The organism is Proteiniphilum sp. X52, from assembly GCF_003712195.1.
Lineage (GTDB): Bacteria > Bacteroidota > Bacteroidia > Bacteroidales > Dysgonomonadaceae > Proteiniphilum.
Genome location: NZ_RDSD01000002.1, coordinates 144,150 through 167,706, shown reverse-complemented (window position 1 = coordinate 167,706; position 23,557 = coordinate 144,150). Strand labels below are relative to the sequence as shown.

Sequence of the window (23,557 nt, the reverse complement as noted above, 5' to 3'; positions counted from 1 at the left end):
AAGTCCACTTTTGGACTTGAAAACTTGTCCTAAACTTGTCCTAAATTTTGAAAACATGGCAACACTAAAATTAGCCGTTGTGCCGGCAAAAGTTTTGAAAAATGGAAGGCATAAAATCAGAATTGCGGTATCGCATAAACAAGATACACGCTATATTGTGCAGCGCTATGAAATTGATAATCTAAATCAATTCAAAGACGGTCAGGTTGTCAATAGACCTGATGCCGGAATGGTCAATTCAAAGTTGAGGACAAAGCTCAACGACTATCAGGAAACACTCGAAAGAATAGATCCAAATATATACACCTGCTCACAACTTCGGGATTTTCTTGTAAAAAACACGAAAATAAAACAGCTCACAATATTAGAAGCGGCAAACAGCCATATCGAGAAACTAAAAAAAGCATCAACAAAAGAGGATTACAATCGCACAAAAAAATACTTCATAGAATCATGCGGAAACCTGCCGTTAGAAATGATTACACCCGATGTTATTGAGGAATTCGACAACTATTTAAGAGACCAGCGTGGCAATAACAGCACTACCCGCGGAATACATCTACGGCAACTTAAATCATTTATAACGCCCCAAATAAGAAAGGGAGTAGTAAAATATCAGATTACCCCATTTTACGGCGTTGAAGTGCCGGAAACCCTCGAACGTGAGCTTGATATAACAGTTGAAGAATTCAAATTAATACGAGATTCGGATTTTAAGGAGAAACCCCTGCGTGTTGCGCGCGATTTATTTTGCTTGTCATACTACTTGGGTGGTATTAACCTGATTGATTTGTTGGGCATCGATTTCAACAAAACCGATATCGTTGACTATGTCCGGGAAAAATCAAGGTACACGAAAAGAGGAGATAAACGTATTTCGCTCACCATTCAACCCGAGGCAAAAGAAATAATTAACCGTTGGAAAACTCACAATGGGAAACTCGATTTTGGGTATAAATACGAATATGAAAATTTCAGAAGATACATAACGAATAACATCAAGCGCCTTGCAAAAAAACTCGGAATTAACAAGCGAGTAGTTTACTATTCGGCTCGCAAATCTTTGGTTCAGCATGGCTTCGATCTTGGTATTTCGCTCGAAGTTCTCGAATACAGCATCGGCCAGTCCGTGAAAAAGAACCGGCCGATATTCAATTATGTTCGCATAATGCGCTCTCATGCGGATGCGGCGATGAGAACTATTTTAGATAACCTGAAAAATAGCTAAGGTGTAACGCTTTCCACACAATTATTAATCAGTTCCTTGATATCATCTTCCATAAGAAAGACTTTTGGGATGTTTGGATTGCTTTGAGTCCAAGTAACTGTCACTTGCCACAAAACAAGACTTTCCACATCTTCCTCCACGGGATCCTTTACTTCAACTTTGTCTAATTTTTTCCCAGATACTCTAAATTCGTTTTCAGTTGTCCATCCAATGAAATAACCGGTTGGATTATCTTCAAGATAGGAATAGAAACTGCCATTTTTGGAGTGGTTTTTGTCGTTCCAAACAATCACGTGGGTTTTACCGACAACCTTTTCAGCTTGTCTGCCAAACCCGGTGATTGTCTTAGGAGTTCCGCCGTCATATGTTCCTCTGACATTTGGGATAACCACAATATCTCCGTTGTTTATCTTTGATGCTAAATCATCTATGTTTATAATTCCTTCAGGAGTGATTCCGTCTTGACCCATTTCAAATACATCTCTCATTTCCTTGAAGATGAAAACGGTACTTACACGCCCTTTCTCTCCTTCAGCGCAAGGGTTGCAATCATAAACAGGCAATCCAGTATCGGGAATGCAATTTTTATATACTATAGCCATAATATTTTAACGTTAAAATGATTTAGTAAGAGTATTTTCAGCACCTTTCTTCAGGATACCGAACTTTATATTGGATTGAAAAAACAAATTCTTCCGGCCGGATATTGAATTTATATCCTTTAAATTCACGATTGAATATTTGCAAGCTGTCAAAAGAAGATGCTAAGAGAAGAGCCTCATCGGGAAATGCTTTTCTTACGATTTCCTCAACTTGATATTTACTTAACTGCAACGGTTTTGAAAATCCCCACACAACCAGCATCATGTCAGATTCCACAATTCTGTCTTTATTCCTGCCAAAATTCCGATAATTAGGCAAATACCTATTTACGTTAACCCGGTGATAAAAACCCAAATCAAACTTATCGTCAAGAAACGGATATTTGCCCTCGCCGTTCACGTCAAACAGCGCCGGAAATGATTTTTGAGAACCTTTCTGATTCACAATAGCAACTTCAGCAATTTCGTTTGCCGATATGTTAGTAATCCCTTCAAGTTGCAAGCCAAGATTCAAGGCATTATTTATCTGTAAAACCGCTTCGTGTATCATCCTATAATCTCATCTATAAAATCATTAACCAATTCGTCAACTTGTGCATCTTCACTTTCCGTCAAAAGCCAGATATCCTTCTCGTAAGTCTCTTCCAACCACTGGGATTTATCCCAGTTATGCTCATTCGAGAATCCGATGTAAACATCATCACCATCAGCGATAACTTTCATGTCGTTTTCCATTTCTCGTGTCAAGGAGCCTATTACTTTCGTATCCGTGCTTCTGTTGTAACGTGGCCGTGGTTGCCCTTTATTTTTACCTTTTGAGTAAACACCCGCCTGACCGGCTTTAGTCTTTGCCTTCCGAAACTCGCCTTTGTCTTTCCCGCTCTTCAATCGTGTTTCCGGATAATTTCCGGTTCTCACTTTCATATATGCTTCCGAATATGTTCCTATCTGACTGTCATTACTGTCCATCCCGTCAATAAAAACACGTTGCTTGATATTCGCCAAAGTCGTGTTCGCACAATCTATAAGAATAGAAGTGTAGTCGGCGTCCCCCATATTCTTCCCCATGTCAAACAATTCGCTCATATCAACATTAACGGTAATCATGTCACGGCATGTTAAACATCACTTCTATATCCCCGCCATGTTCCGGATCCTTAATGCAAACCGTGAGGTCAACACCGGCAACAGCCGTGTGCAGCTCTCTGAAGAAAGTATCCATGTATTCGTTTCGCAAGTTCTCTGCTTTATCCAAATCAATAGTCGTAAACCGGTTTGTCCGTTCGCTGCCTATTGTTTCCGCCATCATCTCCGCACCCATCAGGTACCACATCGCCACCGATAAGAGTTCCTTATGTCCGCAAATCAAGCACTCGGCCGATTTCACGTCCGACACGTTCCAACATCGGTTCAACTCATTAAGAAAGAACGTGCGAAACTTCAACGACGAACGATTCTCCACGTCGGAAAACGTCTTTGCGATCGTTTCCGCATCGTCGGTAATACCCTCCAGCAGGTCCGGAGTTATACCCGGCAAAGCGGTAAGGTACAAGCCGCTTTCAGCCTGCACCGTACCGTCAAAACCAATAAAACCAAGAAAACAGTCCATTACACATTTGTTCCTACGTAACGCAAACTTCCGTTCACACCCTCCAATCTGTCGCCTGCCGCAAAAGCATCGTTCGGCAGATTAAACAAGCCATAGTATTTGCTCAAGATAAGTTTCCACCCGCGGTCTGCAACCTTATCGCCTCCATCGTTATAAATCGGACAATCTTCGTACTTCAATTGTGCATCCAGCTTAAAGGTGGTCAAGGTCCCGTTGGCCAATTGCACGGGTATTGGAATAGTAAAGAATATTGAGCCGCCTTTTTCGCCCGCAAATGCACCTACATTCTTGTTATAATCAACCAGTCCAACAGTGCCGGGAGCAAATACGCCAAAGTGATTAGCTCCCCAAAGGGTAGCCGTTTTAAAATCGTTGTAATATTTGAGTTTGGATGCGCCAAATCCGCCATTATCAACACCCACTTTTACGTTTTGAGCCATCTGCCAGTTATTGACAGCTCCGTTACCGACAATAATAGGAGAGCCGCTCATCTCATTAGCTTCAAAGTCAGCTAATATTTTAATAATACCATCAGTCTGATTTATAGTCGTGGAAAAATTTACAGCCGTTGCTGTGTTTGCGCCGGTTACAACGTTAATGCCAAATTTAGTGGCTTGTGCCGATACAAGGTTGTTGTCAATCTTTTGCAGCATAGCCTGTATTTGGGTAAGCATCAAATTATATAATCCAAGCATTAAAGGAGCAGATGGATTTCCAACAGAAACCGTCCTTGTTGCTTCTTCCTGGTATTTCCTGAAATCAGAATCAGGGATAAACAAGCCTATTTTGCTGTACGAAGGTGCTCCAATTGCAGTTTCTTTCCAAACAGCACCGACAGGAGTGTCACAATCATCCCTGTCGGTAACGGACGACTCTAATCCACGTTGCAGATATCGCACTTTAATTTCACGGTCAAATCCTTGCTGTAGTTGAGATAAATTGCTTATCTGAGTAGTGGCGGGATTTTCCATCAACATGTTCAAAAAACCAACAGGAGTTACCTTGTATTGAGGGTCGTTCAATCCGGCAATAATCCCGATATTAACCAATAAGGCATTTACAAATCCAATCAAGTTCATAGTTATTCAGTTTTTAAATCGGCCAAAGATTCAGCAATAGCATCTTGAACGGCCGCCGTGTTCAAGCCTGCACCATCCTGTGGTACTCTCGGTTGTGGAGATGGTTTTCCATCGCTAACCGCAAGCATCTTGCTGTTTGTGAGTGTTTTGGTCACGAAATCGTCATAACCAACTTTCACGTTGTTTTCGTAATAATCCAGTTCCGGATTCGTTTTTTGCTTCAATACAATGCTGTGTCCGTCTCTCACCGCAATGGCGCCTTTGTTTGCAAGTTCCATGTCAACCAAAGCTTTTGCCGTTATGGCGTTCACTTCAGGTTTCAAGTCCTTGTTAGCATAGTTTTTGCTCATCAGATTTGCACGGATGATAAGATCAGTAATTTCAGCGTCGTGTTGAGATTTAAGGCCCGAAATATCCTTTGCGCTTGTTTCTTTCAACGTGGCAATAGTACGATTCAGGTCGTCAATCTGTTTTTGGTATTCCGCACGTTTGCCGGCACTGTCTTCGGTAGATTTCTTATCTTTCAACTCAATCATTTTGTCTTTCAATCCACGAAGTTTGTTATAGGTGTCTTTATCACCTTTGAGTTGAGCGATAACTGTTTCATCAAAACCAAGTTCCGATGCAGCGTTTAAAATTTCAGAATCAACGCCGTTCAATGCCAAACCATAGAAGTGATTTCGCAATTGTGCATTGTTTTTCGCTGCTTCCAGCGACATAAGTCCGCCGTTCAATAGATTTGCAAAATCATCTTCCAAATCCTTGTTGGCGAGTTCAGCATTGGATAATAGACTTATCAATGCCGGATTGTTTTGCGCTCCCACTTTTTGCGCCAAAGTATTGAGAAAATCTCCAAGTTTCATATAATAAAAATTTTTTTGTCTTTTACTTTTCGTCTTTTTGTATAGCTTTTAAAGCATTAAGTTCAGCAGTCAGTTTTTCCACCTTGGCCTTTTCAGCATCCAATTCAAGTTCCAAATTGGCTTTTTGAGCGGTTAGCGTTATTAGTTCGGTATTTAAAGCATTGTACTCGGGAGTATTGGTGATATCTATTTTATCTTCTTTCACCTCAACATCTTTGCCGAAAACGGCGTCAATCTCTTTTTGTGTAGGTTCGCTTATCTTTGCACCTTGCTTCTTATAAAAAGCTTCATTTGAAGCTAAAAGCACATGTTTCGTGCCATCTTTCAGCTCAACCTTGATGTATTTTCCTTTTGCCATAACAATAAAATTATAAGTGTATAATATTCGTTACAAATATACTCATTTAGATTTAATAAAGCTCATTAAGAGCTTATTTTTATAATAAAAAACACAATAATTTGTTTTAATCAAAATATTAATTATATTTGCGGTGTAGAAATACCGCTCACTGGGTAGCGTAATAACTCTTACCGGCAACGCGAGGAGCGACCGGGGGTGAAAGCCTGAATGAAGTAAGCAGCCTGTCAAATGGCTGCTTATATTTTTATGGCAACATCTTGTATATTTTGTCATCGAATAGCTCCTTCTTACTTAATTCATACCATTGCCCTCGCCAATTTATTAATACGGATTTCATGTTATCATTCCAACCTTCACGTAATCCTTTAATTAGCCAATTCCGCTTAATTCCACTCTGAATGTCATACGCAACCACATCGGCTTGCCCGCTTCCGCTGATGATTTGACTTTTCACTCTTTCGGCAGTATCTCCGTATAGGGCTTTTAGTTCAACTTTCCTTTGTATATATTTTTTAGAGTCATACACATACACGTCATTTATGCGCCCTTTTCCTAAATCTCCCTGTCTCGGAAAAACAACATGATATCCTGCTTTGGCCAGCTTCACCGCTGTTTGAAATTCGGCATCATTATATTTTGCCCCTTGTATAGCATAAACATTCCCCTTTTTATAGTAAAAGGATTTATGTTCATTATGCTTCAAAAAATTCTCAAACCCTCTTTTCTTTATTTTCGCAGAAACTTTTTGAGTCATATTTGAAGTTAAATCTGCAAATGTCTTTATTCCCGTAGGATCGAAATACAACTCACCACTACCATCTTTAAATCCTTTACCGTCCTCAATTCCCTGGTTTTGCTCATAAACAATTTTATCTCTCAATGCTTTCGGCACTGCACCTTCAGGCAAACCGATTATTTGATGGCCGCAATTCCACCCTCCGCGCAATTGATGAAAGTTTTCTTTTGTTGTTTCGGCTTTCATCCCTTTCGGTAAACCAGTTTTGTCTGAGATTTCGCATTTGTGATTATTAATATGTCCTTTCAGCAATTCCGGAATTTCGCTCACATGGAAATACTTCTTTTCAACCATCTTTTCGCAAAACTCCCGGCTCGTTTCAATCAACGATCCAGTGTACTGAAACCACTGATATTTTCCGATATCAGAGATTATTTTGTTATAGTTAGCTGAGAATGTATTGATACTGTCGAGTGTGTATGTTTTCAGATACCGACTCACAACCCCATCTTTGCCGGCAGGTTGTATCTGATTTCGCAATGAATCCATCATGTCTGTGTATTTTCCGCCGGAAATAACGTTTTTAACCAACATATCGCGAATCGGATTCACTATATTGGCTTTTACTCCACTTTCTGTCAATCCTTCAATAACGCCATCAATGCTCATTTTTTCAATCATTGACAAACGTTCGTTCCTAATTTCATACATTCTGCTTTGCATGGATGCAAGTTCCGAAAAAGAACGCACAAAAGACGTTACATCTCCAATATATTTTTTTGATATAATAATTCGTTCAAGCTTCTTGCCGATGTTTGTTATTTTCTTCAGATTTGCGGTGTTTGATTTTATACGGCCTGTACCGTCAAGTTCAAGGTCCTTTAAGAGCAATTCAATTTCAGACAGTAATCTTTTTTCAATCACAGTTAAATTGTCTCCGAATTGCGCAATTGCATCATCAACTTTCTTTTGTATTTCTTCCGGCTTAATCACGTTCAAAGTTTGTCATTACATTTCCCTTTGCCGACGTCTCTTTCAAAATATCTTCTGCAAATTTGTAAACCGTTTCTCGCTTTTTGTTTTTATCCCAACTGTAAAAATCTTCATTTTCCAACAATGCTTTACGCACCAATCTAACCACATTGCAGCTTACAATATAATCCAACTGTGAAATACCGCCATTGTTCAGCATTATCAACTTATCTTCTTCTTTCGTTGCGGGTAACGGGTCTATGTCATACACAACTTCCAGCTCATCCGCAATTTCTTGGTTTGCATTGTATCTTTTCCGCAAATACTCGATTTCCATATTCTGAATCACAATCGGATGCACATTGGCCGTTTTTGCCTTTTCAAGTTCGGCAACCAAATAATCTGCACCCAACAAATCAAATCTTTCCGGCACTGAAATGGTCGGCAACATTTCCTTTCTGTCATCATTATTAGGAACGGAAATTCTGTATCTGTACTCACAAATATATTTATAAACATTATCCAAAATACGCACAACATCTTCAGCTATTGAGTTAACGAAGTTGTTCAACTCATCCTTGTCAACCTCTTTTGCCAATCCGGATTGATTTAAAGGAGTTTCTGCCAAGAATTCCATGTTGATACTTTGAAGTGCCTTGTATATGTGTTTATCTACACGCTCGTCTTGCAGTTTAGCAATTGAGGTATCTTTCTGAACATATCCGATTGGAGGTTGTGGTATTGGATTCCCCGCTTCTGTTTGTTTCACTAAATATTGTCCGTATGGCGAAACAGCATGCTTCAACCCGGTACCGTTACATTCTTTGCAAGCACCATCAACACCAATCTTACCAGACCCATTACAATGCTTGCAGTCTGTTGTCGTATAATAATACTTTTCGCTGTGGATGTGTTGCACTATTTCAGCTTGCAGGTCACTGTATTCTCTGGATGCCTCTTTCAGGTGTGGCAGCATTGCAGATATTCTACTTTTGTAAACCGTATCGTTATTCACACGCTCTTTAAAAATACCGCCCGCTTTGAATGCGGGGATTTCACCGATGCCATGTTCATAATCTACCGTAATGGCAAACTGTTTGCCTTTGCTCTCTTGCTCAAAACGAACAATCCTATCGGGTGTTATCACATAATATATTTCGCCATCGCTATATGTGTATCTTCCTGCAGTAGTTGAGTAGGGAACAACATCTCTCGACTTCAGCACTACATATTCGCCCTCTACAAAGTCAGTTACATTTTCACTTCTGAAAATTTCAACTACAGGTGTTTCGTATTCGGTTTCAAGTTCCTGTTTCTTTTTCAGAACAACAGCTATCATGCAATTTGCATCAAGCAGATATTCACTCAACAACTCACTAAACGCCCAATTTGTTAGGCTTGTAAAACCCGGATAATTTTTTTCACAGTAATCTTCCAAACTTTCGCCTTCTCTCACACCTGCAGGTACCACTGTGTTATAATCAATAATCCAATCTTTCGACCTGCGTATTTTGCCGAGAGACGTGAACACCTTAGATATCGGATTTTGTGTAATTGGCACATAAATATCCTTTCTGTACTTTTTCACGCCATCAGGCTCATTCGGTCGCCTTTTTTCTATTATATCTTCTGGCATCACACCGTCATAATGCATACGTAATTCTTTAGCTTCTTCTACCGTTTTTTTATAATTCGGATGTTTTGTCTGAATCGCTTTTTTTAAAAAATCAACCGTTATCTCCATATTGTTTCCGTCTTTTAATCATATTTTTATTTTTTACTTTAGCAGTTAGTATTTCGCTCAACAAAGTTCACGGCGACTTCTGTTTCCCCCATATATCCCTCAACGCAATCATAATCAAATATCTCTTCTAATATTTTGTAACTTCCGGTCTCTACGTATTCCACATCATTAAATGTTACCAAATCATGCGAAAGAGCAATCTTCAATTTATCGTGCATGCTTTCCGGCATGTAATCCGTTTGCAATCGGTATTTCTTCCTTATGTCAGCGTGCAATATCCTTGTCTTTCCGTTCGAGTCTGTATATTCGGTTTTGTTTTCGTTGTAATTAGGTTTGTCAAGAATCAAAGGAAGCCTAATCCAATTCATCCGGCTAGGTTCATAATGAAATCCGAACTCGTCTTTGCTGCACCAATATTTTAAAAGTGGATATCCGCAGTTTGGTAAATACATGAACACATTGGAGTAATAAACTTCATTGGTTGTTTTATTTGTCAATTTCAATCGAAAACATCTGCCTGGGTTCATAAATACTCCCAAATCCAATCCGGTCGCAAAGTAGTTGAATGAATGCACAAATTCACGCAACATCGCCCCGTTAATACTTACCACGTCCACGTTCAAATTAGTAATGGATGTGTCAAAAAAGAAACGCAAATCACTCAAATTTCTAACGGGCAATGGCACTTCACATCCCGTCATTGTTTCACTGAATTGCACAAAACAATATTTTCCTGTAATCATGACCATTCTGGGATTAGTTCAAATTTTGTCAATCCTGTTTTAAAATTATACTGTACCTTTTTAAGCCAGCATCGTTCGCCATCTACACGAATATAACCGTACGGGTTCATCCGGATTATATTCCACTGGGACATGGTGATGGGATAATCAAATGATATTATTTGAGATTTTAGGTACGGATCGGATTTATTAATACCCTTATTCTCTTCCACGAAGATCGTCCATGCTCTTTCATACGTTGTTGTTGTCGTTAATCCACCCGATTGAACCACTTGTGGGGATGCTATTGATTTTCTTGTACCTTTTGCATTTGTATTTCTTGTGCCGCTGGTATAGCTCAACCCATTTGCGCCGGGATATTGGGAAAACCTGTCAGCCCATCTCATTGCATTTCTTGCCGGAGATATATACACATTAATTACTGTTTCAGGAGATGTCACGGTGTTCCCCGTTTCTTCCATCCCGTTGTCTACCTCATAAGCAGTAACATCACTAGAAACAACGCCGCCGGATTCTTTTTTGACATTAACCCTCATCACGCAAATAATAAAAATATCTTCATCATATCTCCAATCCTTTGTATCTTTGTCAATCGATTTTCTACGGGTATATTCAATTGCAAACGGATCGGCCACAAGTTCGCTCATCGCCTGGAGTTCCTTGTCGACAGCTTTTGCAAGCGTAGTATAGTTCCTTTCCGAATGAAAAGTATCCACCACGTTGGCCTCACTTATATCGGCATATTTTTTATATCCTATCTTTAATCGGGTAAATGTCTCATCAAGATCATGAGACCTCTCAACATTGGATGGATTATTTATTTCGAATAACTCTATATTTTTATAAAACCATTTCCAGTTCTCAACTCTCACCCACCACCTACCTTGTCCAAATGAAAAACCGCATCCTATATTGTCAATGGCTGAAAGGGAGTTGACCAGCTTTTTCATTGACAAATACATCTTTGCTGATTCGCCATTCGCATATTTATATTGCCTCAATTTATATCCATTCGTAAGGCACCTAAGAGACCCGGGACCAAATGACTTTGCCGGCGGGTATGGTTTTGTCGCACCGGCAAAACTATCCGGACGGCCATAATAATCACTCCATACAGTCATTTCGTTATTCGTGATAGATTCGGTGATCCTGGCCATTGTTTCATGTAACATGTTAATCTTTGATGTTGTGGGTGGCAATATGCTATTTGACGTAACATTAAAATAAGAACTTCTTGGTTTCGTGTGCAAGCTATAGCGTTGTAACGCTATAGGGGTTAAGTTAGAAGGCACAAAAACTGTAATTATCAAATATACATACAGTTGATCAAAGTTTACATCCTGAAGCGTCCCTCCAAATGAAAATCTTTTTTCATAATACTTCACGCCGAGAGGTTGTGATGCAAATTGCGCCGTTATTTCTCTATTCTCTAAAACACCACCTTCTTTGCCTGTCTCGATAATGAATGTAGCATTAGGATATATTTCTTCCAGTGTTATATTTTCTTCCGAATTTTCAAGCCTAATTATAAAATCGAAAGAATAGTCAATTTGCGTTTTCTCTATATGAATTCCTTTATCAAATTCAAAATACGGCAATAATAGATCTTTCGCTTCAGATGATTTTACAACATAGGGAGACTGAAAAGGGAATACACCGTTATCACCGGTTTCGGAGTTCATCATTACCGGAGCATATACAATGTTCCTTGGCCCCGCTTCAAGAGAATATGCCAATGGAATAAATTCACCGACATTGTCATCCCAAGATCTCGATTTTACAATCAAATTATGCCCTGGGATGCTAATCTCTTTATTTATCAAGTCATAATCTGGCAATTCTACTCCATCAACCGAAACAGTATCGTCAACACAGACATCTGTACTGATCCGGTTGTTGAATGTGGTAAACACCCCCGTTTGTCCAACCTTGCACTTTACAGCCGAGTATTCTTTTTTGAGATGCTGATACGTACTTAAATCCAAACGCCCGCGGTAAATCTCGTCAAAATCATCATTGCAATTCATTTCCACAACGAATTCGATCACGCTGTCAAGATTCGATTCATATTTCCGTTTAATTATATCAATTGCATCACAATCCGTGAACTCCAGATCAATATCGCTATACTCCACGCTTACGCCGTGCATTTCATTGCGCTCAATTTCAGGCTCAAAAGCATCAAAACCAACCGGTTCATCAATCTCAAGCCGGAAGGTGTCGTATATAAGTGCAAACCTCAATTCCATTGCCCTTTGTATTTTCTGTTTCTAAATGTCCGGTTGCCGCCAGTATCATCTATGTGCACACCGTCTTTGTCAACCGTGATGTTTACATTCCTTTCAACCGATTGTGGAATCCGGATATGTTTTGCGACCGAACGACCGAGGAGATCATAATCAATCGAATTTTGCCTTTGAAATTCCTTTGTTTCCCGGATGGTTTCTTTCGATATTCTCGGCAATTCAATGTTATACACGTTCGGGATGTTCCAGTTCTTTAACAAATCATATCTGTTATTCTTAATCACGTCTTTGCTCACATGGGCCGGAACAACGCTTGCTCCGTTCGGAATCCACATCATTTCAGGTCCATGTTCACCAACCATGGCCAGCTCACCTTTTCCACCTTTGCGCCCTTTCCAGTATTTAGGTAATGGTTTACTTACAACCGCCGCCAGTTGCACGGCGCCTAAAGCGGCAGCCATAGCTATAAAAGGTATAGCTGCAGGAAATCCCATCTTAGCCGAATTCATTATCGATTGCGCCGTGGCTATTCCGATATTGAAAATACCTTCCAGTTTATCGGCTTGAGCCTGCTTCCTCTTAATCTCGAGTTTTTTGGCTGCCAATTCCTTTTCGCTAATCAGTTTTTTGTCTTTATTCTTTCTCGCTTCTTCCGCATCGGTGGTATAGTAATGCTCTAAATCTGACAATTCAGCTTGCAGGCGGTCACTGTTTATCGAAAACAATGTATTGCCGAAATCACGTGCAAAATCCAAAGAAGCCATTTGAATTTCACGTTTACGCTCTGCCGCTTCTCGTTCAAGTTCTATCTCTCTTTCAAGCCTTTCTCTTTGTTCTTTAGCTATCTGTTCGGCTCTTTCTTTATCGATGGCTAACTCTTTTTTAACTTCGATTTCCTTTATCGCTCTTTTCTCATGTAAACTTTTTTCAAATTCAGCTTGATCCTGCTTATACTGTTCCTTTTGCCAAAAAGCAATCTTCTTTGCCGAATCTTTAGAGATATTACCTATTTCATCTCCTGTTTTTAAACCGAGAGTCTTAAACAATTCCGACGCTTGATTTCCCATTTCGATAGCGGTATTGATGTAGAAATTCTTTTCAGCTTCAAAATCTTGTTTGTTTTGCTCACGGTAATATCCGGCACGGCGTCTTCTCAATTCATCCGCATCACCAAACAGTCCGTAAATTCCTGCAATGGCTTTGTCATACCATTTCAAAACCTCCTCATCCGATTTTTGCTGATCCTCCAACAATTTCATATTGGTTTCAACCGCTTTCGCTCGTGCCGCATCTGCCGTGGCACGGGCAATGTATGCCTGAACGACCGCCGGTGTGGCATTCACCAGCCACTCCTCAAGCTCGTTAACATCCTTAAGCTGGTTTTTGCTGTCAAGGTACTTTTCGTTTACAACCTTAAGCATCTTTTGTTTTTCATCCAGGCTGGTAGTGTTTAATTTTATTTTTCGGGACATCATTTCCAACTCAACCTGTTGTTCATTGTAACCGTCAATGGCAGCCTTATTCAAATCATTCATCCGCTTTTGCTCAATATTGTGAGCCTTGTTCGCTTTCGTCAGCAAAGCCAACGCACCCACAACACTTATCAACGCAGTAGCAAGCAAAACATACGGATTTGCCTTTGCAACCAAATTAAAAGCCTTTTGTGCAATCGTAGCTTTTCCGAGAGCTAAAACACTTCCTTTTTCGGCACTTGTTTTTATGGCGATAGCTCTCGCATGTGCCGCTTCAGCTTTTGTGGCTGCACTCAATTGAAGGTTACTTACAGCACGCATAACATAACTCTCTTTTTGAATGTTATTTTGAATCTGCTGTAATCCTGTGGTCAATGCCATTAACGCTTGAAGTTTAACCATCATTGGCATTAACTTCTCTTGCTCAACGCCAAACAAAGCTGCAGCACCTTGTGCAACCTGAAAACCAGCAGCTATTCCCTGCGTACCTTCCATTATCAAATCAAACCCGGCCGTATCGCTTGCAATACCTTTTATTTGACGCGCAACGTCACTCTCGATATCCGCCAAACGACCGGCTTCTTTTATTAATTTTTGATATTCAGCCGTTCCGGTTTTACCGAGCATTTCCATCGACTTGATTTGATTTTCAATTTCTCGCTTAATGGTTCTGAAACTCTTTTCAACTGCTTTTTCCGGTATCGACTCTGGCACCTTCTTAAACGCATCGCTCAACCGTTTTACGTTTTTTACACCTTCGCCACTGAGTTTTTTTATCTGTTTTTCGTTCTTCTCTATTTCGGAGGTTACCTTTCTGATAGCGTCGTATTGCTCTTGCATCGACTTTTGTTCTACGGCAGAACCACTCGATGCCGCCTTTTTTCGGGCCTCTTGCGCCTTGTCGTAATCAGCCCAAAGCTCTTTATTTTTCGCCCGCAACTCATCTATTTTCTGCGTGCTTTCGTCAAGTCCGCCGCTCTCTGCCGTAAACCGGATTAATACGTTCTTCTCGTTTGCCATTTTTAATCGCTTTATCCAATTTGAAAAGGAATTCCCACAAGGTCAATCCCTCAGTTGTGTTACCCTCTTTTTCAAGTACCATCTTCCACTCCTCAAAACCATCTATGTAGTTTTGGATATGGCTGCTCGCAAAATCGCCGAATGTGTTTCGTTCGTTTTCTCCACCACCTCCGAATATGTTTGTAAATCGAAATCGGCATCTTTCAAGAAGGGAATTAATTCCATTAAAGGCTTCTGTAAAAAAAAAAGCCGTCAAATCCTTATGCTTCTTCCAATGCTCTATTTTTTTAGCACAATAATCCGCCTCATAAAGTGCCGGATTTTCCTTTTCGTCAAAAAACACAACCGATGCCAATTTATACAAATGCTCCGCATCAAACGCCAAGTTCAGCCGGTCGCCCAACTGTTCGTTTATCAAGTTCAGTTTGTATATATCTATTTTACTGTCGTGGAGCAACTCCCGGCAAGCCTCTACATGCTTTTCCAAATACTCCCGAGTGCATCGCATACGCACCTCTTCATACACGGCCAAAGCCATCAACCCACGCTCGTATGGGAGTTGGAATACATCCGAAAAACGGTAATACTTCACACCACCCACCTCGAACGCCTCTTCGATAATATGTTTCTGATTTGGGAATATCGATTTCACATTCCTCCGTCTTCTAAAAATTTTTCTAAATAAGTTCATATTTTTTCATCAATTCATTAAAGTTCGATGCTACACCGGAATCAACGACATTACCGTCTCTTTTAATCGTAAACCGTTCGCCCTTGGTTATTATTTCCCATCCCATCCTGCCGTCGTTTTTCCAATATCGGGGCAAACCAACGCAACTGCAGCCGGTTCTGTAGTTAACCCATCCGTTTTTTTGCAATATCTCTTTCATAATAATGTCCGTTTCCGTTTGCGTCACAGTGGTATATTATGGCATTCCGATAATCAATATTCAAAACCGGCATAAACTTTCGTTTATTCTTTCCATTCCACATCCGCAATTCCGCTCGTGTGCCAACGTGGAAGTTGTTTCCATTTTGTACAACGTAATATCTGCATCCATTTTCAATTGCCTTCACGATACATTCACTGATCGCATTCTCTTTTCTCAGACTGAATGCATAGTTACGTATCCATTTGTATGGAAAAATCACCCATGCGAATAGAATCGTGATTATTATCGAAAAGATTTTAAAAAGCATATATTTATATCATTTTGTTGTATCCGTATATTTGACAAAAACGGCATTTTTACCTATTTAACCTTACATTTCGTCAGGAATGATGTCTTTTATTAGTGCCGTTATTATCGTGTTTATGCCCGCCACGCAAAGCATCACCCAAATCAAATGAAAACCATCCATCGAAATTAACCAAGCAATGAATGTCCAAAAACTACTCATGCAAATCAAACAGCCAAAAAGTGGCTTGTAAACCACTCCTATTTTTTTTGCTTCCAACAAATCTTTAATCCCGGATGTCGGATTGTGAAATATCATACCGGGCCACGTGGTTGCATAAATTGCCGTAATAATCAGGCTGATTATTATAGATGTTAATATTATCTTTTCCATATTTTTTTTATGATGTTTCCAAATTTCATCCAACCAAACGCTCCAACAACCAACCCAATGATAAAACTCCACACGCACAATTTGAAGTTAAATCCGGTTCGTGGGATTGTTTTCGATTTTAACTCGCTGTTTTCATTCAGAAGATGCTTAATCTCATACTGCAGATTACTGTTTGTCAGAGTCAGACTCTCTATTACCCGTTTTTGCTCAACATTAACGTCCTTAAGTTCCTTAACTTTTATCTCCAACACGCTCTTGCTCTCCGTTTTCGTCTCCTCCATCACCGGCGGCTTGCCTGTTTCCGGAACTATGGGCTTGCTCGTGTCGTACTTTGTTGTCATGGTTGACACTTCACTCTGCAACCTGCTGTTCTCCTCTCTTACTTGTCGCAATTCAGCCTTAAAGTCCTCAACCTCCTTGCTCCTTTCTTCCAGTTGCTCCTGCAACTTCAACACTGCCGTACTATCAACCCGGGTAATCACACGCTCGGTGATAATTTGCTTCGGCTTACAACCTGTAATCAGGAAAAGGATTATTGTTCCCAACAATACGATCATCCAGATTATCTGCTTCTTGTCTTTCATATCAATACAACCAAATAATACCTTGTGAATGAACCTCAGAATCATCCGCATGGATATACGTTTTCGCAATCCCAATTCGTTTAAAACCCGCCTTTAGAAGGGCATCAACAACCTTAAATCGATTGGCATTCGCATTGCACCGTATATCCATCGCGCGGCCCAATGTATGCGCACCTGTTCCGCTCCTGCCTTTCGATTTATCCCATTGAGCCGAACGATATGCTGAATTGATTACAAATGGAATCCCCGCAATATCACGAGCCGTGTCAAAACGGTTTATCGTGCTTTGTTTCATATCCTGAAGCGAACATGCCGGAACGCACTTTTTGAATTCGCTTTCTTTGAAATGCCTGCTTTTAATCATGTTTTGAAGGTTTATAACCGACCATGTTTTTCAATCGCTCAAAAATTTCGGTCGATAAAAGTTCGTAAATAAATTTTATTGCAAGATTACTCGGGTAGATAAGCTTTGCGTTTTTAAAAATGTTTGTCAAGTAGAAATAAACAACGATGTAAGTCATCCATTTAACGGCTGTTATGCCAATTTCTGGTTCATTAAGCAAACGTGCTCCATAATCAAGAAAAACAACGCATGCGGCATAAAACGTCAACTGTGTTACCGCATTAAATGCTTTTTTCAAGTTAAACTTGGCTTTGTTTGCATGTACATCGGCGATTATTCCGGTAGCAATATTGAATAAAAAAGCAACGAACAATAAAACAAGAACATTCTGCACTGGAGTTAGCACCGATATCAAAGCGGTGACAATAAGCCAAAAAAGTTCTTTTGTCTTTTCAATCAATACATCCATTTCTTTTGTTGTTAAGCTCATATTTATTAAGTATTTTGAGACTGTGAAACCAACCAGTCTCAACTGAATTGAAAGACACACAAATATAGTCATTATGATTTAATAAAACTCTTAAAGAGCTAAATTTAATCAAAAAATTTTATCATGTCCCTGAAATAACGATGTAAATAATAACGAACCGTATCCAACGTATCTGCTTGTTGCTCTTCTTTCAATCTGCTCTTTACAATCGTCCCGTCCGGATTAGCTTTGCACTTCTCCAAATCATCAATTACGGGTTTACAATTATCTTCATCAATAGTTATCGGATATTTCTCAAACAAAGTATTCACCAACATCCGGCTATCCTGTAACCTCGGATTGCTTGCACTGTATTGCATTTGTGTATCACTCAAACCAAGAGCGTTTTTTATCACTCCGAAGTTTGTCAGTACACTCAATGTCGTTTTATTGTCACCACTGGCATCTCCAGTGACAAACATCAATGAACCGTGGTACCTATCTTTGATCTCGGCACATAAACGGTGTATCGTAGCGTCTTTCAATTTTATGCAATCAATGCAAAAAATCTGTCGGTCGTAATGCTGCCAGACGGTGCAGGTAATTGGATTTCGATTGAAATCAAACGATAGATAAATCGGATGGTTGTTATTCAATTTCGTCTTACCCACATGTTGTCTCTTCCTGAATGCAAATGCCCATCGGCCATCGGCAGAATCAAAATCAGTCCAATCCCCCTCGATAAATTGTTTTTTATACCTCTCAGCCATCATATCCCAACCGGCAAACTGATCATCTGTAACAAAAGCATTATCACCAGGCAATGCGGACATAAAGAAGTATTCCGGTGGCAAGACCCCACTAATCCATGGTGTATATATTTTATCTTTCACCCAATTCTGAGTGGGGTTGAAAGTCATAAAGATCAATCCGCGCGGCATCTTCGGAAGGTACCAGGATCCTGTGCGTTCTATGGCTTTCTCCCAGAGTTTATTGCTAAGTTCTTCCGACTGTTCAAGGAAAAACCCGTTCGTTTCCAATCCCAAAAAAGACATCAGATTAGGATCCCGAATAATGTTTTCAGCTTTGAAAAAAATCTTTGAACCGGTAGATGTGTTTTTGTAATGGTAATTGGAACGGTCCCGGTATGGTTTCCATCGCTTCGATCCAATCACAATCTTTTCAAAACTCGGAATGGTTGTGGATTCAAGACTTGGCATATCCTTTCTGATCACATGCCACCTGCTGTTCGGAAAAACCTCTGACAACCGGATCAGGATAGCCAGCGTTACAAATGTCTTGCCACCGCGAACACCACCGCCGTAATTCAAAAACTTATAATCATTTACACCTTGTGCGGCTGCCATCGAGGTGATGAAATATTCAGCCTGCTTTGGGTTCTTTGTCAAATCAACCGATATCATACCTCAATCTCCTTTCCACCTGGAAGAATCATCTTTGTCACACTTTCGGTTTCATCAGAAATATCGCCACTATCTTCTCTCGAATATTCCCTTTTGTCTCTCCATTTATGAGGTTGCCGGTTCTTCAGCCAGAAAATAGCGGCGGTGGTATCTGGGGGATAATGCTCTTCGTATTCTTTCTCGTCCGTTATCTGTCCCTCATATGTGGCGAACTTGGTTGTCTTACAGGTATATCCGGTGGCTCGCTTGTATAATCTCGTGGCCACATTCGCATCAGCAATCTCACGTCCCTTTTTTATGGACTCAAAAAACAAAGGATGTTCAATCTTCCAGTTGTTGATTGTAGTCTCCGTAACTTCAAAGAAAGTAGCCAGATCAGCATCGGTTGCTCCCAACAGACAGAACTTATAAGCCAACTTATCATATTCCGTCTTGTACTTTGTTGGACGACCAGTTTTATTATCTTTTTCGCTGATTTCTGACATATTGTTTTATCTGTTTACCGGTAAAACCTCATTTATCGGTGAGAATTGTGACATTTTGTAAACATCAAAATCATTATCCACCACAAATATAACTCATTTAGATTTAAATACAATCATATAGAATGATCATTTAATAAAAAAGATCACAAACATTTTTTATCCTTTAACAATCGTATTTGCTTCCGGTAATATGAACACAGCAATTCTATTTCATAATCGGTATATTGACGGATATCCGTTTTCTTGTTTTCGAGATAATCAATTATATACCGGCCATGCTTTACAATCAACCCCCGTTTATACTTTTTCAAGTTTCCGGACTTAAAACGGTTGCAATCCACACACTGTGCATTCACGTTGTTATTATCGAATCTCAAACCCATGTGCTTTCTACTCACAAAATGTCCCGCATCCGCATATTGCCACTTCACACGCTTTCCGCAACTAATACAGCGTATCATTCCGTATTGGTCCGCATCCCTTAATCTCACGTATTCGGAGAATATATTATCTAATGTTTCTATGTACTGGTTCATACTCTTACTAATCGGCAAAACGTATCAAAAATTTCTCTCTCTGTTTTTGATCTCATAATCTTTTTTCAGTTAAATATCAATATTCTGACTTAAATACATACAAATATGCCTCCTGATAAATAGCCGGAAGCGGGCTTTTAGTCGTAGTTTCATAGAGATTATTTTAAAAGTTCGTAATCTATCACCCACACAAACGGATTACTCTCCCATGTGGCAGCACCGTTTATTTTGTCGATTAAAGCGGCATATGCCTCTTGTGGCGTCCAAAACGCATCATCTACCAGAGGGGCGTAATACACATTCCCAGACTCCGGACAATCGGGATCATAAAACGTGACTTGTATGCCCTCCAATAGGCAATCTTCCTCCGAAATATCTTGTAATCTCTCTGCTCTCACGGCGGTTATCTTGATGAAGTGACGGGCATATTTTTCAGGCATGAAGAGCTTGTTTTGCCACCTCTCTATTCCTAACAATTCTTCCATATACGTAACCACATCCGGATCATCGCCATACTTATATATAGTCTCACTCCATGTTTGAGTAACGAACGGATTACTCATCTTATGAACATAATACGGCTCTTTCAGATACACGATTTCACCTACTTTGTAGCGTGGATTTATAACCCATTCTTGTTCTGTTTCCTGAATACCAACTGCGCCTTTTGGCACATGGACTATTCTCCGTGTCTTCTTCTTTATCCCCTGGACTGTCAGGTGGAATAAAGGTTCTTTAAAACATATTCCTTTCATAAGGTTTCAAAATTATTTGTTTATAACTCAATATCATTTTACTATTAAATCAATTTTATTCTTGTTACTTTTGTCACCATCACTATAAAATTGTATTATTATGAAGAGTAAAGACTTTTATATCAAAGAAGCTGAGAGAAAAAAAGAACAGGTTATTTCTATTAGATCAAAAGAACCTGATTTTACATCCGAAGAAATATTAAACCCATATTCGGAAATTAGGAATGTGGTTATAGAATTTGCCCATCTCGTATATTCTTATGACAAATCACTACCACTAAATTCATATATACACGAATTAAAGGATATAAAATTTTCAAGTCCATTTGGATCATATAGCGAGTATAATGACAGAGAATTCGATAATATTATATATCATATTGATTTTTTTATTAAATACTTAAATGATTATATAGATTGAATATTATTTTTGGAGGTGTTCCGTTGGTTCACCTTTTTTATTCGCATAGCCCGTGAAACATGCTCATGCATGAATAGCCTTCTTCCGGCTCGAACATATCAGGATTTGTTTTATTTGAAATATATCTGAATACATCTTCCACCATCGGATATTTACCATTCGGACAAGCTTTTTTCGGGATATAATTAGGCGGAAAGAATGATCGACCCATTTTATTTTCAGCATCTAAAAGGCGTTGTTTCATCGGTTCATCCTTTATCAACTCTCTTACTTCTGAATGCCTCCACATGATACATGGGAAGCATCCCACACGGGAAAACCCTTTATAATAAAGCGGGTTCGGTTGTTGCCCCGCATTAAGGATATAATCTATTACATCCTGAGACGTCCATTTGAATATCGGCCGTAAAACAGAAGCATCGTACTTATTACAATACTCTTGTACTTCTTTTTTTCGATAACTTTCAAGCCTACCAGAAGCGTTCGGCTGAAAATAGGATTTGAAATACATGCACTGTTCGTCCATTTTAGCCCTTGATACGCTTTCCCCCGCCCTGATACCCTGTATGATGATACAACTGTCATCAAGAGATAGAACATAATCAATCATTGGCTTCATTTTAAGCTCAGATGTACAAAATCTCGCTTTTGTTGACGGGAAACGCTTCTTATATTCAGCTAATCCGACAAAATCAAATTTGCTTTTCAGGATTACTAATTTCACATTCAACTGCTCACATACACTCTTTACATGCTCATACGTTAGTGGGTGCTCCCATCCGGTGTCGCAGAAAACAGCGGTTATATTTGCCCCCCCGTATTTGTTAACAGCGTGTATTAAACATGCTTGACTATCTTTTCCACCTGAATAACTCACTAATATTTTCATTTCCTAAAACTTTCACCGTCCAAAACTAGATCATTCATACATTCCCGGAATCTGTCGATTATTCTGGTGCCGTACTTCTGCTCGATTTCGGATGGCGTTAAATTGGTTGTTATAATCGTTCGTTTGTTATTCCTGTAACGGTAGTCGAACACATCGTTAAACGGTTCTTTGATATTTCCGTAACTTTTTGTTTCCACCGCTTCCACACCTACGTCATCTATAATCGTATATGAACGTTTTTTCGCCCGGTCAATGCCATCAACATCGCCCCTGGCATACAGATCGCTCAACTCTGTGGCGTGTAGGAAGCACGGAACGAGTATCTCGTATGCCCAGATGATTTCGCAAAGCGCTTGCACAATTAGAGTTTTCCCGGTACCTACATTTCCCCGAATCATCAGACCCTTGTGAATATCGCCCTTGAATCGGATATCCCATGAGTACCACAATGCTACCTGGCCAGTCACAAATCTGTTTTCTTCAGTCAATATCAGTTTGTCACTTGGATTTCGCAATTTTATCAAAGTATCCATCATTTTTAGCGAAGTGAGATAAACATCCTGAGCATCAAACTTAGGGCCATCACAACCGCTCGGAATTATGGGGTTTTCTTTCAAAATTTCGTTTATTGGTTTCATATTTTGTGAAGTTCTGCTCATTATTCAACCATTGTGCTTCAAAACCTCGCCATTGTTTTAACACGATGTGTTTTAGAAGTTTGTTTTTATCTTCTCCTGTTTTTTCTATTTCTGAAATAAATCCATTAAAAGCTATTTCAGAATTGACTGCTTTTTTAGATCTTCGAATGATAAGCCACTCATCCACCAACCCGGAATCAAAACCATAATCAAGCATTGCTTTTTTGAATGAAAATTTTTTCTTTTTTATATCTTCGTCAGAAGATATATCATTATCATCTTCATTATCATTATCAAGGTTTTTTGGGTTATTCTGGGTTTCCAGATAACCCAGTGGGTTTTTTGGGTTATTCGTTCCCTTTGGGCGGCCTCCCTTTTTCCCGTTTTCTTTGTTTCTTTCTACAATCGACATATACCTTTCGGTATCCCTGTCAATATCCGTTTTTATGAAGTTAAACGCAACCTTTGCCAATGGCTTTAACCCCCGAATATTTCCCGATATGGCATACTCTATTATGCTTTCGTAAATATCCAGCCTAACGTCATCCGGCAAACCCGAAATTGCATTCTTCCAATCTTCATAAAACACGAACGATTTTTTTTTCATACTCAAAACAAAGATGGTTCACGGTTCATTTCCGCAAGCATTAAATCAACTTTCTTTTCAGCTTCTTTCGATTTCTGCAGTTCACTCTGACTTCGAGTGCGGAAATACGCACGCTGATGGGTACGCATCTCCTTTACTGCTTTGATAAATTCTTTCATA

28 protein-coding genes are annotated in these 23,557 nt (G+C 39.6%); 2 read left to right on the top strand and 26 right to left on the bottom strand.

The genetic code is table 11. The features are described 5' to 3' along the window. Positions 1 to 55 precede the first annotated feature (55 nt). Positions 56 to 1,228 (top strand): site-specific integrase, encoded by a 1,173-nt coding sequence (locus D7D25_RS03080; RefSeq protein WP_122967498.1) that lies wholly within the window; start codon positions 56 to 58, stop codon positions 1,226 to 1,228. Here the strand turns inward: D7D25_RS03080 and D7D25_RS03075 are convergent. From D7D25_RS03075 to D7D25_RS02970, 22 genes are all read right to left on the bottom strand, one after another. Beyond that, positions 1,225 to 1,830: a hypothetical protein gene (locus tag D7D25_RS03075; RefSeq protein WP_122967497.1), complete on the bottom strand. Its 606-nt coding sequence runs from the start codon at positions 1,828 to 1,830 to the stop codon at positions 1,225 to 1,227. The two genes, D7D25_RS03080 and D7D25_RS03075, sit on opposite strands and share 4 nt — an antisense overlap. Positions 1,831 to 1,867: 37 nt before the next feature. Further along, complete coding sequence (locus tag D7D25_RS03070) at positions 1,868 to 2,380, bottom strand: hypothetical protein (RefSeq protein WP_122967496.1); 513 nt, start codon at positions 2,378 to 2,380, stop codon at positions 1,868 to 1,870. Then, entirely contained in the window at positions 2,377 to 2,937 is a 561-nt protein-coding gene (locus tag D7D25_RS03065; protein WP_122967495.1) for a hypothetical protein, read from the bottom strand. The genes D7D25_RS03070 and D7D25_RS03065 overlap by 4 nt, the downstream gene beginning before the upstream one ends. Before the next feature lies 1 nt (position 2,938). After that, on the bottom strand, positions 2,939 to 3,439 hold the full coding sequence (locus D7D25_RS03060) for a hypothetical protein (protein ID WP_122967494.1): 501 nt from the start codon (positions 3,437 to 3,439) through the stop codon (positions 2,939 to 2,941). Further along, positions 3,439 to 4,518 carry a hypothetical protein gene (locus D7D25_RS03055; RefSeq protein WP_122967493.1) on the bottom strand — a complete coding sequence of 360 codons (1,080 nt, stop codon included), beginning with the start codon at positions 4,516 to 4,518 and terminating at the stop codon, positions 3,439 to 3,441. The genes D7D25_RS03060 and D7D25_RS03055 overlap by 1 nt, the downstream gene beginning before the upstream one ends. Positions 4,519 to 4,520: 2 nt before the next feature. Continuing rightward, positions 4,521 to 5,381, bottom strand: a complete 861-nt coding sequence (locus D7D25_RS03050) for a hypothetical protein (RefSeq protein WP_122967492.1) — start codon at positions 5,379 to 5,381, stop codon at positions 4,521 to 4,523. A gap of 22 nt (positions 5,382 to 5,403) precedes the next feature. Next, complete coding sequence (locus tag D7D25_RS03045; RefSeq protein ID WP_122967491.1) at positions 5,404 to 5,739, bottom strand: hypothetical protein; 336 nt, start codon at positions 5,737 to 5,739, stop codon at positions 5,404 to 5,406. A 247-nt stretch (positions 5,740 to 5,986) separates the two neighbouring features. Further along, positions 5,987 to 7,477, bottom strand: a complete 1,491-nt coding sequence (locus D7D25_RS03040; RefSeq protein WP_122967490.1) for a hypothetical protein — start codon at positions 7,475 to 7,477, stop codon at positions 5,987 to 5,989. Continuing rightward, positions 7,464 to 9,194 carry a hypothetical protein gene (locus D7D25_RS03035; RefSeq protein WP_122967489.1) on the bottom strand — a complete coding sequence of 577 codons (1,731 nt, stop codon included), beginning with the start codon at positions 9,192 to 9,194 and terminating at the stop codon, positions 7,464 to 7,466. Before D7D25_RS03035 ends, D7D25_RS03040 begins: the two co-directional genes overlap by 14 nt. Before the next feature lie 38 nt (positions 9,195 to 9,232). Then, a complete protein-coding gene (locus D7D25_RS03030; RefSeq protein ID WP_122967488.1) occupies positions 9,233 to 9,937 on the bottom strand; it encodes a hypothetical protein in 705 nt (234 codons plus the stop codon). Continuing rightward, on the bottom strand, positions 9,934 to 12,186 hold the full coding sequence (locus tag D7D25_RS03025; protein ID WP_122967487.1) for a hypothetical protein: 2,253 nt from the start codon (positions 12,184 to 12,186) through the stop codon (positions 9,934 to 9,936). Before D7D25_RS03025 ends, D7D25_RS03030 begins: the two co-directional genes overlap by 4 nt. Then, positions 12,177 to 14,675, bottom strand: coding sequence for a hypothetical protein (locus tag D7D25_RS03020; protein WP_122967486.1), 2,499 nt, complete (start codon positions 14,673 to 14,675; stop codon positions 12,177 to 12,179). The genes D7D25_RS03025 and D7D25_RS03020 overlap by 10 nt, the downstream gene beginning before the upstream one ends. Further along, the gene (locus D7D25_RS03015; RefSeq protein ID WP_148038835.1) at positions 14,620 to 15,327 is read right to left on the bottom strand and encodes a hypothetical protein; all 708 of its coding nucleotides are present in this window, start codon (positions 15,325 to 15,327) and stop codon (positions 14,620 to 14,622) included. Before D7D25_RS03015 ends, D7D25_RS03020 begins: the two co-directional genes overlap by 56 nt. 25 nt (positions 15,328 to 15,352) lie before the next feature. Then, complete coding sequence (locus tag D7D25_RS17825; RefSeq protein WP_148038834.1) at positions 15,353 to 15,565, bottom strand: hypothetical protein; 213 nt, start codon at positions 15,563 to 15,565, stop codon at positions 15,353 to 15,355. A 373-nt stretch (positions 15,566 to 15,938) separates the two neighbouring features. Then, on the bottom strand, positions 15,939 to 16,247 hold the full coding sequence (locus tag D7D25_RS03005; RefSeq protein ID WP_122967483.1) for a hypothetical protein: 309 nt from the start codon (positions 16,245 to 16,247) through the stop codon (positions 15,939 to 15,941). Continuing rightward, complete coding sequence (locus D7D25_RS03000) at positions 16,235 to 16,831, bottom strand: hypothetical protein (RefSeq protein ID WP_122967482.1); 597 nt, start codon at positions 16,829 to 16,831, stop codon at positions 16,235 to 16,237. Before D7D25_RS03000 ends, D7D25_RS03005 begins: the two co-directional genes overlap by 13 nt. Position 16,832: 1 nt before the next feature. After that, entirely contained in the window at positions 16,833 to 17,195 is a 363-nt protein-coding gene (locus tag D7D25_RS02995) for a D-Ala-D-Ala carboxypeptidase family metallohydrolase (RefSeq protein WP_122967481.1), read from the bottom strand. Next, positions 17,188 to 17,664 carry a hypothetical protein gene (locus D7D25_RS02990; protein ID WP_122967480.1) on the bottom strand — a complete coding sequence of 159 codons (477 nt, stop codon included), beginning with the start codon at positions 17,662 to 17,664 and terminating at the stop codon, positions 17,188 to 17,190. Before D7D25_RS02990 ends, D7D25_RS02995 begins: the two co-directional genes overlap by 8 nt. 104 nt (positions 17,665 to 17,768) lie before the next feature. Continuing rightward, positions 17,769 to 19,067 (bottom strand): hypothetical protein, encoded by a 1,299-nt coding sequence (locus tag D7D25_RS02985; RefSeq protein ID WP_122967479.1) that lies wholly within the window; start codon positions 19,065 to 19,067, stop codon positions 17,769 to 17,771. After that, complete coding sequence (locus D7D25_RS02980) at positions 19,064 to 19,552, bottom strand: helix-turn-helix domain-containing protein (protein ID WP_122967478.1); 489 nt, start codon at positions 19,550 to 19,552, stop codon at positions 19,064 to 19,066. The genes D7D25_RS02985 and D7D25_RS02980 overlap by 4 nt, the downstream gene beginning before the upstream one ends. Positions 19,553 to 19,695: 143 nt before the next feature. Continuing rightward, entirely contained in the window at positions 19,696 to 20,088 is a 393-nt protein-coding gene (locus D7D25_RS02975) for a recombination protein NinG (RefSeq protein ID WP_122967477.1), read from the bottom strand. A gap of 158 nt (positions 20,089 to 20,246) precedes the next feature. After that, positions 20,247 to 20,843, bottom strand: coding sequence for a hypothetical protein (locus D7D25_RS02970; RefSeq protein WP_122967476.1), 597 nt, complete (start codon positions 20,841 to 20,843; stop codon positions 20,247 to 20,249). Between the two features lie 100 nt (positions 20,844 to 20,943). On the opposite strand from D7D25_RS02970, the gene D7D25_RS02965 reads away from it, so the two are divergent. After that, positions 20,944 to 21,264: a hypothetical protein gene (locus D7D25_RS02965; protein WP_122967475.1), complete on the top strand. Its 321-nt coding sequence runs from the start codon at positions 20,944 to 20,946 to the stop codon at positions 21,262 to 21,264. A gap of 37 nt (positions 21,265 to 21,301) precedes the next feature. On the opposite strand, the gene D7D25_RS02960 is transcribed toward D7D25_RS02965, so the two are convergent. From D7D25_RS02960 to D7D25_RS17920, 4 genes are read right to left on the bottom strand one after another with little or no spacing between them, the layout of a single operon-like run. Further along, complete coding sequence (locus D7D25_RS02960; RefSeq protein WP_122967474.1) at positions 21,302 to 22,153, bottom strand: phosphoadenosine phosphosulfate reductase family protein; 852 nt, start codon at positions 22,151 to 22,153, stop codon at positions 21,302 to 21,304. Beyond that, positions 22,150 to 22,677, bottom strand: coding sequence for a hypothetical protein (locus tag D7D25_RS02955; protein WP_148038833.1), 528 nt, complete (start codon positions 22,675 to 22,677; stop codon positions 22,150 to 22,152). The genes D7D25_RS02960 and D7D25_RS02955 overlap by 4 nt, the downstream gene beginning before the upstream one ends. Before the next feature lie 58 nt (positions 22,678 to 22,735). Continuing rightward, a complete protein-coding gene (locus D7D25_RS02950; RefSeq protein WP_148038832.1) occupies positions 22,736 to 23,380 on the bottom strand; it encodes a DUF6291 domain-containing protein in 645 nt (214 codons plus the stop codon). Positions 23,381 to 23,400: 20 nt separating this feature from the next. Then, complete coding sequence (locus D7D25_RS17920) at positions 23,401 to 23,556, bottom strand: hypothetical protein (protein WP_158602522.1); 156 nt, start codon at positions 23,554 to 23,556, stop codon at positions 23,401 to 23,403. Position 23,557 lies beyond the last annotated feature (1 nt).